Below are 15714 nucleotides of genomic sequence, written 5' to 3'. Positions count from 1 at the left end.
AACTAAACAACACGACAATACTGCAAGGAATCCACTATGTTATCCGCCGTTACGCGGCTGTTCCCGTTATGGGCGCTGCTGCTCTCCGTACTCGCGTATTACACCCCCGCCACGTTCACGGGCATTGGTCCGTGGGTCGCCACGCTGCTGATGCTGATCATGTTCGGTATGGGCGTGCATCTGAAAATCGACGACTTTAAACGCGTGCTGTCTCGCCCTGCGCCCGTCGCGGCAGGGATTTTCCTGCATTATCTGGTGATGCCGCTTGCGGCGTGGCTGCTGGCGATGGCTTTTAAGATGCCGCCCGATCTCTCCGCCGGGATGGTGCTGGTGGGCAGCGTGGCCAGCGGCACGGCGTCCAACGTCATGATCTACCTGGCAAAAGGAGATGTGGCGCTCTCCGTCACCATCTCCTCCGTTTCCACGCTGGTGGGCGTGATTGCCACGCCGCTGTTAACTCGCCTGTACGTGGACGCGCATATTCAGGTGGACGTGACGGGCATGCTGCTCAGTATTCTGCAGATTGTGGTGATCCCGATTGCGCTGGGGCTGGTCATTCACCATCTTTTCCCGCGCGTTGTGAAGGCCGTTGAGCCCTACCTGCCCGCGTTTTCGATGGTCTGCATTCTGGCGATCATCAGTGCCGTGGTGGCGGGTTCCGCATCGCACATTGCTTCCGTGGGCTTTATCGTGATCATCGCCGTGGTGCTGCATAACACTATTGGCCTGCTGGGCGGCTACTGGGGCGGGAAGCTGTTTGGTTTTGACGAATCTACCTGCCGCACGCTGGCAATCGAGGTAGGCATGCAGAACTCCGGCCTGGCGGCGGCGCTCGGTAAAATTTACTTCTCCCCGCTGGCGGCCCTGCCCGGCGCGCTGTTCTCCGTCTGGCATAACCTCTCCGGCTCGCTGCTGGCGGGCTACTGGTCCGGCAAACCGATTGATGAACAAACGAAAAAAGATGCGGTGAAGCAGGGTTAATTTACGCGGCTTGCTTTACACTGAAGCCTCTCTATCAGGAGGCTTCAGCAATGGCTACACCACGTTTGACCCAGAAAGACATGACGGAAGCCGAGCAGCGCGAACTGAAAACGCTTCTCGACCGCGCCCGTATCGCACATGGCCGCACGCTGACGAACGCCGAAACCAATCAGGTGAAAAAAGAGTACATCGATAAGCTGATGGCGCAGCGTGACGTCGCGGCGAAAAAAGCCCGCAAGCTGAAAAAAGAGCAGGCTTATAAACCCGATGCAGAGGCGACCTTTTCCTGGTCGGCCACAACGTCTACCCGTGGAAGGCGCTAATCAGCGCCCTTTCTTTTTGCGCCCCGGCTGGGTAAAGCGTTTTCCGTTACCCGGCTTGCCTCGCCCCTTATCTTCCGCCTGAGGCGCCTTCACCACCGGGCGCTTAATCGCCTGGGTTTTCGGTTTGGCTTTGGCCTTCGGCTTCGCTTCGGACGAGGAATTCTCGATAAGCTTGAAGAGTTCAATCAGCTCGTCATCCGTTAAATCGCGCCACTCGCCCAGCGGGATACCGGACAGGCTGACGTTCATGATGCGCGTGCGTTCCAGCTTCGTCACTTCATAACCGAAGTGCTCGCACATACGGCGGATCTGGCGGTTCAGGCCCTGCACCAGAGTAATGCGGAACGCGAACGGCGCTTCTTTCTTTACCTTACACTTTTTCGTGACGGTACCGAGGATCGGCACGCCCGCGCCCATGCCACGAATAAATTCGTCCGTAACCGGCTTGTTCACCGTAACGACATACTCTTTCTCGTGGTCATTACCGGCACGCAGAATTTTGTTGACCAGATCGCCGTGGTTGGTGAGGAAAATCAGCCCCTGAGAGTCTTTATCCAGACGGCCAATCGGGAAGATACGGCTGCTGTGGTTCACGAAATCAACGATGTTGTCCCGCTCACCGTCTTCCGTGGTGCTGACAATCCCAACCGGTTTGTTCAACGCGATAAACACCAGGTCTTCAGCATCACGCGGTTCGATGACCTGACCATTCACTTTAACCACATCGCCAGGGACCACCTGGTCGCCGATGGTGGCGCGTTTGCCGTTAAGAAACACGTTACCTTGTTCAATGTAACGGTCAGCCTCGCGACGTGAGCAGATCCCGCTCTCGCTAATGTATTTGTTTAATCGGGTTGATTGAGTTGGCAGCATAGTTTCTCCTGTGAAGGGCGAAATATACCTTAGGTATGGGCTGGAAAAAAAGATTAGCCGACGGTTACTGAGACGGGTTTTTTATTTTGCGAGACGCTTTCAGGATTTAGCGTCAGGCCATTTATCCTTGAGCTACCTCCTTTTAGCTTTACTCTCCAGAGACAATTATTTGTAGTTTATAAATCACATGGAGTAATATGAAGGAGATCGTTCAGACAGAATCCTTCCAACGCTGGGAGCAAAACTTAAAAGATCGGCGAGCGAAAACCATTATCGCTTCCCGCCTCTTTCGGTTGGCAAATGGTTTAGCGGGCGACATTAAACCCGTGGGCGAAGGTATAAGTGAGCTGAGGATCCACTATGGTCCGGGCTACAGACTCTATTTTAAAGACCAGGGCAATTGCATCATCGTGCTGTTGTGTGGTGGTGACAAAAGCAGCCAGGCCAGAGACATACTTATGGCAAAAATGCTGAGCAATGTATCCCAATGGCAGGAGTGAATGAGCATGCATAAATTAACACCCTACGATCCAGCCAATGCGCTGGTGGATGACGAGGAAATCGCCGTGTTTATGGCTGATGCCTTAGAAACGGGCGACTCAGCGTATATTGCTAAAGCGCTGGGCGTCATCGCGCGAGCGAAAGGAATGTCGACCATTTCACAGCAAACTGGCCTATCACGAGAGCAACTGTATCGATCGTTCAGTGATAAAGGAAACCCAACGCTTAAAACCACTCTGGCGGTCATGAAAGCATTGGGTCTTGGGCTAACAATCAAACACGCTGGAGATTAATACTCATCCCGCTCGTCGTCTTCATCCGGCTGTTCCATCACGCTGTACGCCACCGCGCAGAACAACGAGTTGAGACGCTTCATATCCCCCAGCAGCCCCAAGTGCAGCGAACTGGTCTCGATACTCTGCACGTTCTGCTGGTGCAGACGCTCAACGTGGGCGTGCGAGTAGCGGCGGTTCAGAATGCGGAAACGATGCTTGTTGCGGCGCAGGCGGCGCGCGCTCGGCACGTCGCTGGAGAAGAAGACCAGCATCGCCAGCTTGAGGTTGCTGACCAGCTGTTCGTGCAGCGCTTCCAGCTCCTTCAGGCCTTCACCTGAAAACGCACGACGCGCGGCAAGGGATTTGTCGGCGATCTCGCTGCCCATACGCTCCACGATATCCGAGGCCTGCTCAAGGTTAAGCGACATCTCGATGATTTCCGCCCAGCGGCGGGACTCCTCTTCCGCCAGCTCGTCCTGCGGCATACGCGCCAGGTAAAGCTTAATGGCGGTATAGAGCACGTTGATATCGTCCGCCAGTCTGCGCAGTTCTTTCTCTTCACGCGGCTCGCCGTGCATCACCTTTTGCAGGCCTTCGAGCATGGTTTCCATTGCGTCGCCCATACGCAGCGTCTCGCGCGCGGCATTCGCCAGCGCCAGCGCCGGAGTATCCAGCGCGGACGTATCCAGGTGCTTCGGCTTCAGGCGCGCATCCAGCTCCGGTTCGTCCTGAATGAGACGCTCGCAGAAGCGGGCCATCGGCCCGGCAAAAGGCACCATCGCCAGGCAGCGCACCAGGTTGTAGAACACGTGGAAGTAGATCACCAGCTCCGCCTTCGGCAGCGGGAGATTGTCCATCAGGTTCGCCAGCGGGTGGATAAAGGGCAGGATAATCAGGCTGCCCACCAGCTTAAACAGCAGGCTGCCCAGCGCCACGCGGCGGGCGGCAGCATTGGCCGCGCTGTTGTTAAGCATCGCCAGCAGGCCGGAGCCGAGGTTGGCCCCGATCACCAGACACAGCGCTACCGGGAAGGAGATCGCCCCTGCGGCGGTAAGCGTGGCCGTCAGCAGGACCGCCGCCAGGCTGGAGTAGCTGACGATAGCAAACACCGCGCCAATGAGCGCGTCCAGCATGATGTCCCCGGTCAGGGAGGCGAAGATGACCTGCACGCCGTTGGCCTCTGTGATTGGCGTGACTGCCTGCACAATCAGCTCCAGAGCCAGCAGGATCAGCCCCAGGCCAATCCCTACGCGCCCAAGCTGCCCGGCGCGCGTCTGTTTGCGGCCGAGGAAGAAGATGACGCCGAGAAAAATCAGCAGCGGCGACAGCCAGGAGAGATCGAAGGTCAGAACACGCGCCATCAGCGCGGTACCTACATCCGCACCCAGCACAATCACCAGCGCCGGGGCCAGCGCCACCAGATCCTGCGCCACAAAGGAGGTGACAAGCAGGGTCGTGGCGTTACTGCTCTGCACCAGTGCCGTTACGCCAATGCCCGCGCAGAAGGCGAGCGGCTTCTTCTCAACGCTGCTGCTGAGAACGGTACGTAAGCGCGCGCCAAATACGCGCATCACGCCGGTACGGACGATATGGGTGCCCCATACGAGCAGGGCGACTGCAGAGAGCAGGTGTAACAGTGTCAGCACGGAAGTTTTTCCTCCTTATCGTTATTCGTTTTCCATAGGTTCAGTATAAGGGTTTAAACGTAAGAAAGAGACAGGGCGCCCCATGAGCGCCCTGTTTGTTGTAAGGAAAAGTGATTTAGTCGGCGTCGTAGCCGAGATTTGGCGCCAGCCAGCGCTCCACTTCAGACACGCTCATGCCTTTGCGCAGGGCGTAATCTTCAATCTGATCCCGCTGCAGCTGCGCCACGGCAAAGTACTTGCTGTCCGGATGGCTGAAGTACCAGCCGGAAACGGACGCGCCTGGCCACATGGCGAACGACTCGGTGAGCTTCATGCCGGTATGGGCTTCCACGTCCAGCAGCTTCCAGATGGTGCCTTTTTCGGTGTGTTCCGGACAGGCCGGGTATCCCGGCGCCGGGCGAATCCCCTGGTAGTTTTCGCGGATCAGATCCTCGTTGCTGAGGTTTTCATTCGCCGCGTAGCCCCAGTGCACCTTACGCACGCGCTCGTGGAGGTACTCGGCGAAGGCTTCCGCCAGGCGGTCGGCAATCGCTTTCACCATGATTTTATTGTAATCATCGTGCTGCGCTTCGAACGCGTCCGCCAGCGCGTCTTCCTCCAGACCGCCGGTCACCGCAAAGGCGCCGATATAGTCGGCTTTACCACTCAGCTTCGGCGCGACGAAATCGGCCAGGCAGTAGTTGGCAAAGCCCACTTTCTCGGTTTGCTGGCGCAGATGGCGGCTGACCGCCAGCACGTGGGTGCGGGTTTCATCGCGATAGATTTCGATGTCGTCGCCCACGCGGTTCGCCGGGAACAGGCCCACCACGCCGCGCGGGTTGAGGCTTTTCTCTGCGCTCAGCGTGTCGAGCATATCGTTGGCATCTTTAAACAGGCGCTTCGCCTCCTCGCCAACCACCTCGTCTTCCAGGATGCGCGGATATTTGCCCGCCAGCGACCAGGTCATAAAGAACGGCGTCCAGTCGATGTAGTTGCGCAGCGTCTCGATGCTGGCCGTCACGTCCTGCACGCCCAGACGGTGTGCGACCGGCGGCGTGTAGCTGGACCAGTCGAAGGCCAGATCGTTGTCGCGCGCCGCCTGCAGCGAAACAGGCGGGGTGCGCGGCTTCTTACGGCCGTGCTGGATGCGAACGGTTTCGTACTCTTTGCGGGTGCGCGCCACAAAATCGTCGCGCTGGGTGTCGGAGAGCAGCGCGGAGACCACGCCCACGGTGCGCGAGGCGTTCTGCACGTAGACCGTCGGGCCGCTGTAGTTCTGCTCGATTTTCACCGCCGTGTGCGCTTTCGAGGTGGTCGCCCCGCCAATCAATAGCGGAATGGTGAAGCCCTGTCGCTCCATCTCTTTTGCCACGTTGACCATTTCGTCGAGCGATGGCGTAATCAGGCCGGAGAGGCCAATCAGGTCGGCGTTCACTTCGCGCGCGGTCTTGAGGATTTTGTCCGCCGGGACCATCACGCCGAGGTCGATAATCTCGTAGTTATTACACTGCAGCACTACGCCAACGATGTTCTTGCCGATGTCGTGCACGTCGCCCTTCACGGTGGCGATAACCATCTTGCCGTTGCTGGAGCCTTTCTCTTTGCTGGCTTCGATGTAGGGCTCCAGATAGGCCACTGCCTGCTTCATCACGCGGGCGGATTTCACCACCTGCGGCAGGAACATTTTGCCCTCACCGAACAGATCGCCGACTACGTTCATGCCGTCCATCAGCGGTCCTTCGATCACCTCAATCGGGCGGGCTGCCTGCTGGCGCGCCTCTTCGGTATCGAGCTCGATAAATTCGGTGATGCCTTTGACCAGCGAGTATTCCAGGCGCTTTTTCACGTCCCAGGAACGCCACTCGGCCTGCTGAACGTTTGCCGCCTCATCCGATTTGCTGCCGCGGTATTTCTCCGCCAGGTCCAGCATGCGCTCGGTGGCGTCGTCGCGGCGGTTAAGGATCACGTCCTCGACGGCATCGCGCAGCTCGGCGGGGAGGTCGTCGTAAATCGCCAGCTGGCCGGCGTTAACGATCCCCATGTCCATGCCGTTGCGGATGGCGTAGTAGAGGAACACAGCGTGGATCGCCTCACGCACCGGGTCGTTGCCGCGGAACGAGAACGACACGTTCGATACGCCGCCGGAGATCAGCGCATGCGGCAGCTCGCGCTTGATGTCTTCACATGCGCCGATAAAGTCCTGGGCGTAGTTGTTGTGCTCTTCAATCCCGGTCGCTACGGCGAAGATATTTGGGTCAAAGATAATGTCTTCCGGCGGGAAGCCCACCTCTTCGGTCAAAATCTTGTACGCGCGGCGGCATATCTCAATTTTGCGCTCGCGGGTATCGGCCTGGCCCACTTCGTCAAAGGCCATGACCACCACGGCGGCACCGTAGCGGCGGACCATCTTCGCGTGGTGGATAAAGATATCGACACCTTCTTTCATCGAGATGGAGTTGACGATGCCTTTACCCTGGATGCACTTCAGCCCTTTTTCGATGACTTCCCACTTGGAGGAGTCGATCATGATCGGCACGCGGGCAATGTCCGGCTCACCGGCAATCAGGTTGAGGAAACGCACCATCGCCGCTTCGGCGTCGAGCATCCCCTCATCCATGTTGATATCGATAATCTGCGCGCCGCTTTCTACCTGCTGGCGGGCAACGTCCAGCGCTTCGCTGTACTTCTCTTCTTTAATCAGGCGTTTGAACTTTGCGGAACCGGTGACGTTAGTACGCTCACCCACGTTCACAAACAGGCTGTCGTCGCCGATGGTCAACGGCTCCAGGCCGGACAGACGACAGGCAACCGGAAGCTCGGGCAGCTTGCGCGGCGGCAGTCCGGCCACGGCGTTGCTCATAGCCGCGATATGCTCCGGCGTGGTGCCGCAGCAGCCGCCGACGATGTTCAGGAAGCCAGACTCGGCCCACTCGCGGATTTGCGCCGCCATGGTGTCGGCATCGAGATCGTATTCACCAAACGCGTTTGGCAGACCGGCGTTCGGGTGGGCGGTGACATAGCATTCCGCGATACGGGAAAGCTCCTGCACGTACTGGCGCAGTTCATCCGGCCCCAGCGCGCAGTTCAGGCCAAAGGAGAGCGCTTCGGCGTGGCGCAGGGAGTTATAAAACGCTTCGGTTGTCTGGCCGGACAGGGTACGGCCGGAGGCGTCGGTGATGGTGCCGGAAATCATGATCGGCAGGTCAACGCCGAGCGCTTCAAACTCCTCTTTCACCGCGTAAATCGCGGCTTTGGCATTGAGGGTGTCGAATACGGTTTCAATCAGGATCAGATCGGAACCGCCTTCCACCAGCGCTTTGGTCGATTCACGGTAGGCCGCAACCAGCTGATCGAAGGTGATATTACGAAACGCCGGGTCGTTGACGTCCGGTGAAATCGACGCGGTGCGGTTCGTCGGGCCAAGCACCCCGGCAACGTAGCGAGGCTTGTCCGGCGTGCGGGCCGTCCACTCGTCGGCGCAGGCGCGCGCCAGCTTCGCGGCTTCCAGGTTGATTTCCGCCGACAGGGATTCCATCTGGTAATCCGCCATGGCGATAGTTGTCGAGTTAAAGGTGTTGGTTTCAACGATATCCGCACCCGCTTCGAAGTAGGCATTGTGGATATCCTTAATAACGGACGGCTTGCTGAGCACCAGCAGGTCGTTGTTCCCTTTCAGGTCGCAGGGCCAGTCGGCAAAGCGTTCGCCGCGGAAATCGTCTTCACTCAGACGATACCCCTGGATCATGGTGCCCATGCCGCCGTCCAGCACCAGAATTCGTTCATTTAACTGCGCACGCAGTTGCTCTACTTTGCTGCTCACACTTGCTCCCGACAACGCTCAACAAGGCCATAAGGCTGCGTTCCATACTGGCACAATCTCGCAGGGTGGAAAAGCCGCACAGCGGTAACATGAGACATGTTCACCATCACTCCTCCGATCAGTCAGGATAACGGTTGCAAATTCACCAAATAAAACGAAAATGATTTCCACGATACAGAAAAAGGAGATCGTCATGGTCGCGACCGTTCCCGCTAAACGCGGCAGAAAACCTGCTGCCACCACCGCCGCCGCACAACAGGGCGGACAGGTTCAATCGCTCACGCGCGGTTTGAAGCTGCTGGAGTGGATAGCCGAGTCGCACAGCAGCGTGGCCCTGACCGAGCTGGCCCAGCAGGCTGGCCTGCCGAACTCCACGACGCACCGCCTGCTGACCACCATGCAGCAGCTGGGCTTTGTGCGTCAGGTCGGCGAGCTGGGGCACTGGGCGGTGGGCGCGCATGCGTTTATCGTCGGCAGCAGCTTCCTGCAGAGCCGCAACCTGCTGGCGATTGTGCACCCGATTCTGCGCAAGCTGATGGAGGAGTCCGGCGAGACGGTCAACCTGGCGGTGCTGGACCAGAGCGATCATCAGGCGATTATCATCGACCAGGTGCAGTGCACGCAGCTGATGCGCATGTCCGCACCAATTGGCGGCAAGCTGCCGATGCATGCCTCCGGGGCGGGGAAAGCGTTTCTTTCGCAGCTGAGCGAAGAGCAGGTGACGGGACTGCTGCACCGTAAAGGTCTGCACGCCTATACCCACGCCACTCTGGTATCGCCCGTGCACCTGAAAGAAGATCTGGCCCTGACCCGCAAGCGCGGCTATTCGTTTGATGATGAGGAACATGCCCTGGGCCTGCGCTGCCTCGCGGCCTGTATTTTTGACGAGCACCGCGAGCCGTTTGCCGCTATCTCCATCTCCGGGCCGATTTCGCGGATGACCGACGACCGCGTGACCGAGCTGGGCGCGCTGGTGATTAAGGCGGCGAAAGAGGTGACGCTGGCGTATGGTGGGATTCGTTGAGATTGAGTGCGGCCTGATGCCCTCACCCCGGCCCTCTTCCACAGGGAGAGGGAGAAAATCTGATGCCCTCACCCTGCTAGAGAGGGTGCAAACCTAATGCAAAACCTCTGCTTGCGGCGGTAAGCGTACACATCTTCGACATGCCCGTTTTTGATCCGCGTTTGCAGTCCGCGCCAGTAGCTGGCGCGGAACAGATCCTCATGCATTTCTTCAAATAACGGCCCGATGCGCGGGTCGGCGCACAGCCAGTGGCGAAACTCCTCCGGAAACACATCGCCCGGCGAGACGCTGTACCACGGCTCACCGGAAAGCTCGTCTTCCGGGTAGCGGGGCTGTGGTATATCGCGGAAATTCACTTCGGTCATGTAGCAAATTTCGTCGTAATCGTAGAACACCACGCGCCCGTGACGGGTGACGCCGAAGTTTTTAAACAGCATGTCGCCCGGGAAAATATTGGCGGCGGCAAGCTGGCGAATCGCGTTGCCGTATTCTTCAATGGCATCCCGCAGCGCCTGACCTTCGGACTGCTCAAGCCAGATATTCAGCGGTACCATGCGGCGTTCAATGTAGAGATGACTAATCACGATTTTATCACCCAGATCGGTGATTTTCGCTGGCGTTTCCTGCATTAACAGCGCCATGAGCGCCGGGTCGATCTGCTGTTTATCCAGCACAAAGTTTTCGAACTCCTGGGTATCCGCCATGCGCCCGACGCGGTCGTGCTCTTTAACCAGCTGATAGCAGGCGCGAACGTGCGCGGCGGTCATCTCTTTCTGCGGCGCGAATCTGTCTTTAATCACCTTAAAGACCCGGTCAAAGCCCGGCAGCGTAAACACCAGCATCACCATACCGCGAATGCCGGGCGCTTCGATAAACTGCTCATCGGCCGCGGTGACATAGCGCAGGTACTCCCGGTAACTTTCCGTTTTGGCGTGCTTCTGGCAGCCAATCGCCATATACAGCTCGGCGGTGGTTTTGCCCGGCAGGATCTCACGCAGCCACTCCACCAGGGCGGCAGGCAGCGGGGCGTACACCATGAAATAGGAGCGGGCGAAGCCAAACACGATGCTGGCCTCGGCGCTGGTGGTCAGGCAGGTATCGACAAACAGTTCCCCGTCGTCGGTACGGTGGATCGGCAGCAGAAACGGCACAATGGCGGTCGGCGTAACCAGTTTGCCCACCAGCCAGGCGGCTTTATTGCGGTAGAAAAGCTCGTTGGCAACCTGCAAATGGCTGTGGCTGAGCACCTCCGCGCCGAAGGTTTCGTTGAGATGGGCGTGGATATAGCCGATATCCCGGGTTTTATTCTCCCAGGGCAGGCGCAGCGGCAGATCCGTTAGCACGCGGTGCAGGAGCTTTTCCCATCCGCGATCGGGAAAGAAATCTTTCGCCAGCGGACGGGGAATGGTTCGAAAGCGTCGCTCGGGCTGGGAGCTGAAGATAAATAACCGCTCAGGAGATAATGAGCGGTGGTCAAATAACCGGCAATAGACGGAGTTGAAAAAGCTCTCCGCAATCTCGAAGCGCGGGTAGTCGGGTAACAAATGGGTGTAGTGCTCTTTCACGCGCAGTAAAAATTCCGCGTCCGGACTTTTACCGTCGGTAATACAGCGCAGCTGCTCCACCACCAGACCCACGTGGTGGTCATAAAGATGGATACGTTGCTTCATAGCCTGCTGAACCGCATGCCAGTCTGCATGTTCGAAGCGCTGCTGCGCGCCGGATGTCACTTCAAGAAAACGACCATACTGGGCATCGAAGCCCTGCAAAATAGTTTGGGCAATCAGCAATTCCAGGCCACGCGACATATATTCCCCCTCACCCCAACCCTCTCCCCGAGAGGGGAGAGGGGGAAAAGATTAGAACTGTGCTTCTTCCGTTGAACCCGTTAAGGCGGTGACGGAGGAGGTTCCGCCCTGGATAATCGTGGTCACATTGTCAAAGTAGCCGGTTCCCACCTCCTGCTGGTGAGACACGAAGGTGTAACCGTCTTTGCCCGCCGCAAACTCCGGCTGCTGCACCTTCTCAACGTAGTGCTTCATGCCCTCACCCTGCGCATAGGCGTGCGCCAGGTCGAACATGTTGAACCACATGCTGTGGATACCGGCCAGGGTAATGAACTGGTATTTGTAGCCCATGTCGGACAGCTGCTGCTGGAAGCTGGCGATGGTTTTGTCATCCAGCTTTTTCTGCCAGTTGAAGGACGGCGAGCAGTTATAGGCCAGCAGTTTGCCCGGATACTTCGCGTGGATGGCGTCGGCAAAGCGTTTTGCCAGCGCCAGATCCGGCGTGGAGGTTTCACACCAGACCAGGTCCGCATAAGGCGCGTACGCCAGGCCGCGGCTGATCGCCTGTTCAATGCCGGCATGGGTGCGGTAGAAGCCTTCACTGGTACGCTCGCCGGTGATGAACTCGCTGTCGTACGGGTCACAGTCAGAGGTGATCAGGTCCGCCGCGTCCGCATCAGTACGGGCAATCACCAGCGTCGGCACGCCGAGCACGTCCGCGGCCAGACGCGCGGCAACCAGCTTCTGTACGGCTTCCTGTGTAGGAACCAGCACCTTACCGCCCATGTGTCCGCATTTTTTCACTGACGCCAGCTGGTCTTCGAAGTGAACGGCCGCTGCACCGGCCTCAATCATCGATTTCATCAGCTCGAAGGCGTTCAGCACGCCGCCGAAGCCCGCTTCCGCATCCGCGACGATCGGCAGGAAGTAGTCAATAAAGCGCGGATCGCCAGGTTCGATACCTGCGGCCCACTGGATCTGATCCGCACGGCGGAAGGTATTGTTGATCCGATCCACCACCGACGGTACGGAGTTAGCCGGATAGAGCGACTGATCCGGGTACATGCTGGACGCCAGGTTAGCGTCCGCCGCAACCTGCCAGCCGGAGAGATAAATCGCCTCAATACCCGCCTTCGCCTGCTGCAGCGCCTGACCGCCGGTCAGCGCGCCGAGGCTGTTGATGTAGCCCTTTTTAGAGCCACCGTGCAGCAGCTTCCACATTTTCGCCGCACCGTTCTGTGCCAGCGTGCATTCCGGATTGACCGAGCCGCGTAATTTCACCACTTCCTCCGCGCTGTAAGGACGGTGGATGCCTTCCCAGCGAGGCTGTGTCCACTCTTTCTTCAACTCTTCGATTTGTTGGGTACGGGTTTTCATGTGCAGATGCTCCATATTGTTATGTGGTGAGTTACGCCAGGAAGCGGTAGCCCGGCAGGGTCAGGAAGTCGATTAAGTCATCTGATGTGGTGATTTGCTCCATCAGGCGCGCGGCGTCGTCAAAACGTCCGCTGCTGAAGCGGTGCTCGCCCAGCTCGTCCTGGATCACCCGCATCTCTTCGGCCAGCATCTGGCGGAACAGGGTCTTGGTCACCGGTTTGCCGTTGCTGAGCGTTTTTTGATGGTGGATCCACTGCCAGATGGAGGTACGTGAGATCTCCGCCGTCGCGGCATCTTCCATCAGGCCGTAGATAGGTACGCAGCCGTTGCCGGAGATCCACGCTTCGATGTACTGGACCGCGACGCGGATATTGGCACGCATGCCCTCTTCCGTACGCTCGCCCGCGCACGGTGCCAGCAGCTGTTCTTCAGCCGTTGGGGCATCGTCTTCGCGCGTGACAAACAGCTGGTTTTTGTTGTCGCCGAGAACGCGGTTGAAAACCTCCATCGCCGTATCGGCAAGGCCAGGATGGGCAATCCACGTGCCGTCGTGACCGTTACGGGCTTCAAGCTCTTTATCGGCCTTCACCTTGTTGAGCACCTGATTGTTGCGCTCTGCGTCTTTGCTCGGGATAAATGCCGCCATGCCGCCCATCGCAAAGGCGCCGCGCTTGTGGCAGGTTTTGATCAGCAGGCGCGAGTAGGCGCTCAGGAACGGTTTATCCATGGTCACGACCTGGCGATCCGGCAGTACGCGGTCGGGATAGTTTTTCAGGGTTTTGATGTAGCTGAAAATATAGTCCCAGCGCCCGCAGTTCAGGCCGACGATGTGGTCGCGCAGGGCGTGCAGAATTTCATTCATCTGGAACACGGCAGGCAGCGTTTCAATCAGCAGCGTGGCCTTGATGGTACCGCGCGGCAGGTTAAAACGATCCTCCGCGTAGCTGAAGACCTCGCTCCACCAGGCCGCTTCCTGCCAGGCCTGCGTTTTTGGCAGATAGAAATAAGGGCCGCTGCCTTTTGCCAGCAGGTTCTTGTAGTTGTGGAAGAAATAGAGTGCGAAATCAAACAGGCTGCCCGGAATGGCTTCCCCACGCCAGGTGGCATGTTTTTCAGGCAGGTGCAGGCCGCGCACGCGACAGATCAGCACCGCAGGGTTTGGTTTGAGCTGGTAAATTTTGCCGGCTTCGTTGGTATAGCTGATGGTGCCGTTCACGGCGTCGCGCAGGTTGATCTGCCCCTCGATGACCTTACGCCAGTCCGGCGCCAGAGAGTCTTCAAAATCGGCCATGAAGACTTTAACGTTGGCGTTCATGGCGTTAATCACCATTTTGCGCTCTACCGGACCGGTGATCTCAACGCGACGATCCTGTAAATCTTCAGGGATGCCGCGGATTTTCCACTCACCGCGGCGAATGGAAGCGGTTTCCGAAATGAAGCCAGGCAACTTGCCATCGTCAATTTCCTGCTGCTGATGAATGCGTGCCGCCAGCAGCTTATTACGCTGCGGCGTAAAGCGGGTCACCAGTTCAGTCAGAAATTCTACCGCTTCCGCCGTCAAAACCTGCTGTTCTTGCTCGCCATACGGCTGGGTAAAGGCCAGTTCATCGACCGTCGTTGCCTGTTGAGTCATTACTCTGCTCCTCATCAAAGATCCAAAATCACGCCCCCGATGCGAACGAAAGATCGTTGGGTAGTTTTCGCTCAGCAGAATTAAGACTATCTATATTTTTTCTAAAATCAAAAACAATTTCCATTTTAATTATTAATTGTGATTAATTGATTGATTTCATTGGGATTAAAGTTGGATCGAACGGTGAGTGACATTTCGGAAATAAAAAAGGCACCCGAAGGTGCCTGATTTGAATAGCTGAAACGCTTTAGGATCGTTTAGTGCAGAAGATTACTCCAGCGTCGGATTCATGTGACGCAGATCGTATGGCGTTATCTGATAGACGTAATAGTTGAGCCAGTTAGTGAACAGCAAATTTCCGTGACTGCGCCAGGTTGCTCTCGGTTTGTTTTGCGGATCGTCTTTCGGGAAATAGTTGTACGGTACATCCGGATTAAGACCCGCTTCGACATCACGGAAATACTCTGACGCAAGGGTATGCGGATCGTACTCAGGATGGCCGGTCACAAAAGCAATGCGTTTATCCTTGCTGGCAAACAGGTAAGCATCCCCATCTTCCGTTTCGGCCAGGATCTGCAGATCGGTGTAATCACGAATCAGCTGGGCCGGGAAATCGGCGTAGCGAGAATGCGGTGCCAGGAAAGAGTCATCGAAACCGCGCGTCAGCAACGCATGTGGATGAAGAATGTGGTGTTCGTATACGCCAGAGAGCTTTTCAGTGCGGGTTTGCTTGGGGATGCCATAAAGAATATTCAGTGCGGCTTGTACCGCCCAACAGACAAACAATGTGGAGGTAACGTGATCTTTTGCCCACTCCAGAACCTGTTTGATCTGCGGCCAGTAGGCGACATCGTTAAATTCAACCAGGCCAAGCGGCGCGCCGGTCACGATCAGTCCGTCGAAGTTTTCCCCCTGAATGTCATCGAAGTTACAGTAGAAGTTGTTCAGATGCTCAGAAGGCGTGTTACGTGACTCACGGGCATCGATTCGCAGCAGCTGGATATCCACCTGCAGCGGGGAGTTCGACAGAAGACGCAGGAACTGGTTTTCTGTTTCGATCTTTTTTGGCATCAGATTGAGAATAAGCACCTTCAGCGGGCGAATTTCCTGACCTGTCGCACGCGAAGCCGTCATGACGAAGACGTTTTCTTCACGCAAGAAATTGACGGCTGGTAGCTCGTCCTGCACCCGAATCGGCATAGCTTTATATCCTCACAGCTTACGTATAAACGTTTAGACATCCAGATAGCTAACGATACCCAGAAACGGGCATAATGTCGAGCCTGCAAGCGGAAGGTGAGAAAGTTTCAAGGAGGGAAAGAGGGAAAAACAAAAGCAAAAAACCCCGCACCTTACGGTACGGGGTTCTTCTAATTGATGCCTGGCAGTTCCCTACTCTCACATGGGGAGACCCCACACTACCATCGGCGCTACGGCGTTTCACTTCTGAGTTCGGCATGGGGTCAGGTGGGACCACCGCGCTAAAGCCGCCAGG

12 protein-coding genes and 1 rRNA gene are annotated in these 15714 nt (G+C 57.3%); 5 read left to right on the top strand and 8 right to left on the bottom strand.

The annotated features are described in order from the left end of the window. Window positions 1-36: 36 nt before the first annotated feature. Both panS and ACERY3_RS20625 read left to right on the top strand, forming a co-directional pair. On the top strand, window positions 37-981 hold the full coding sequence (gene panS / locus ACERY3_RS20630) for a ketopantoate/pantoate/pantothenate transporter PanS (RefSeq protein WP_373226389.1): 945 nt from the start codon (window positions 37-39) through the stop codon (window positions 979-981). Window positions 982-1031: 50 nt separating this feature from the next. Next, window positions 1032-1304: a DUF3811 domain-containing protein gene (locus ACERY3_RS20625; RefSeq protein ID WP_319877134.1), complete on the top strand. Its 273-nt coding sequence runs from the start codon at window positions 1032-1034 to the stop codon at window positions 1302-1304. Here the strand turns inward: ACERY3_RS20625 and rluF are convergent, their stop codons facing one another. Further along, a complete protein-coding gene (gene rluF / locus ACERY3_RS20620) occupies window positions 1305-2177 on the bottom strand; it encodes a 23S rRNA pseudouridine(2604) synthase RluF (RefSeq protein ID WP_033144377.1) in 873 nt (290 codons plus the stop codon). Between the two features lie 197 nt (window positions 2178-2374). Between rluF and ACERY3_RS20615 the strand changes: the two genes are divergently transcribed. Continuing rightward, window positions 2375-2677, top strand: a complete 303-nt coding sequence (locus ACERY3_RS20615) for a type II toxin-antitoxin system RelE/ParE family toxin (protein ID WP_048979397.1) — start codon at window positions 2375-2377, stop codon at window positions 2675-2677. Window positions 2678-2683: 6 nt separating this feature from the next. After that, complete coding sequence (locus ACERY3_RS20610; RefSeq protein WP_033144375.1) at window positions 2684-2971, top strand: addiction module antidote protein; 288 nt, start codon at window positions 2684-2686, stop codon at window positions 2969-2971. Here the strand turns inward: ACERY3_RS20610 and ACERY3_RS20605 are convergent. Further along, window positions 2968-4599, bottom strand: coding sequence for a Na/Pi cotransporter family protein (locus ACERY3_RS20605; RefSeq protein WP_033144374.1), 1632 nt, complete (start codon window positions 4597-4599; stop codon window positions 2968-2970). The genes ACERY3_RS20610 and ACERY3_RS20605 overlap by 4 nt on opposite strands. Before the next feature lie 115 nt (window positions 4600-4714). Then, entirely contained in the window at window positions 4715-8398 is a 3684-nt protein-coding gene (metH, locus tag ACERY3_RS20600) for a methionine synthase (RefSeq protein ID WP_033144373.1), read from the bottom strand. Window positions 8399-8591: 193 nt separating this feature from the next. On the opposite strand from metH, the gene iclR reads away from it, so the two are divergent. Further along, window positions 8592-9422 carry a glyoxylate bypass operon transcriptional repressor IclR gene (gene iclR, locus ACERY3_RS20595; RefSeq protein ID WP_045888359.1) on the top strand — a complete coding sequence of 277 codons (831 nt, stop codon included), beginning with the start codon at window positions 8592-8594 and terminating at the stop codon, window positions 9420-9422. A gap of 68 nt (window positions 9423-9490) precedes the next feature. Here iclR and aceK read toward each other — a convergent pair whose 3' ends face one another. From aceK to rrf, 5 genes are all read right to left on the bottom strand, one after another. Then, window positions 9491-11230, bottom strand: a complete 1740-nt coding sequence (gene aceK / locus ACERY3_RS20590) for a bifunctional isocitrate dehydrogenase kinase/phosphatase (protein ID WP_373226387.1) — start codon at window positions 11228-11230, stop codon at window positions 9491-9493. Between the two features lie 51 nt (window positions 11231-11281). After that, window positions 11282-12586, bottom strand: coding sequence for an isocitrate lyase (aceA, locus tag ACERY3_RS20585; protein WP_373226386.1), 1305 nt, complete (start codon window positions 12584-12586; stop codon window positions 11282-11284). Between the two features lie 31 nt (window positions 12587-12617). Next, window positions 12618-14219, bottom strand: coding sequence for a malate synthase A (aceB, locus tag ACERY3_RS20580; protein WP_373226385.1), 1602 nt, complete (start codon window positions 14217-14219; stop codon window positions 12618-12620). A 270-nt stretch (window positions 14220-14489) separates the two neighbouring features. Further along, the gene (gene metA, locus ACERY3_RS20575) at window positions 14490-15419 is read right to left on the bottom strand and encodes a homoserine O-succinyltransferase (protein WP_058842071.1); all 930 of its coding nucleotides are present in this window, start codon (window positions 15417-15419) and stop codon (window positions 14490-14492) included. Window positions 15420-15598: 179 nt separating this feature from the next. Continuing rightward, window positions 15599-15714, bottom strand: a 5S ribosomal RNA gene (rrf, locus tag ACERY3_RS20570).

The sequence above is a fragment of the Enterobacter cloacae complex sp. ESBL7 genome (assembly GCF_041679625.1).
Classification (GTDB): Bacteria; Pseudomonadota; Gammaproteobacteria; order Enterobacterales; family Enterobacteriaceae; genus Enterobacter; species Enterobacter asburiae_B.
The sequence above is the reverse complement of the archived record's forward strand: the minus strand, read 5'-3'. Positions and strand labels throughout refer to the sequence as shown.

Coding starts and splice junctions, on each gene's coding strand:
- panS (WP_373226389.1), top strand. CDS start 37: ATGTTATCCGCCGTTACGCGGCTGTTCCCGTTATGGGCGCTGCTGCTC.
- ACERY3_RS20625 (WP_319877134.1), top strand. CDS start 1,032: ATGGCTACACCACGTTTGACCCAGAAAGACATGACGGAAGCCGAGCAG.
- rluF (WP_033144377.1), bottom strand. CDS start 2,177: ATGCTGCCAACTCAATCAACCCGATTAAACAAATACATTAGCGAGAGC.
- ACERY3_RS20615 (WP_048979397.1), top strand. CDS start 2,375: ATGAAGGAGATCGTTCAGACAGAATCCTTCCAACGCTGGGAGCAAAAC.
- ACERY3_RS20610 (WP_033144375.1), top strand. CDS start 2,684: ATGCATAAATTAACACCCTACGATCCAGCCAATGCGCTGGTGGATGAC.
- iclR (WP_045888359.1), top strand. CDS start 8,592: ATGGTCGCGACCGTTCCCGCTAAACGCGGCAGAAAACCTGCTGCCACC.
- aceK (WP_373226387.1), bottom strand. CDS start 11,230: ATGTCGCGTGGCCTGGAATTGCTGATTGCCCAAACTATTTTGCAGGGC.
- aceA (WP_373226386.1), bottom strand. CDS start 12,586: ATGAAAACCCGTACCCAACAAATCGAAGAGTTGAAGAAAGAGTGGACA.
- aceB (WP_373226385.1), bottom strand. CDS start 14,219: ATGACTCAACAGGCAACGACGGTCGATGAACTGGCCTTTACCCAGCCG.
- metA (WP_058842071.1), bottom strand. CDS start 15,419: ATGCCGATTCGGGTGCAGGACGAGCTACCAGCCGTCAATTTCTTGCGT.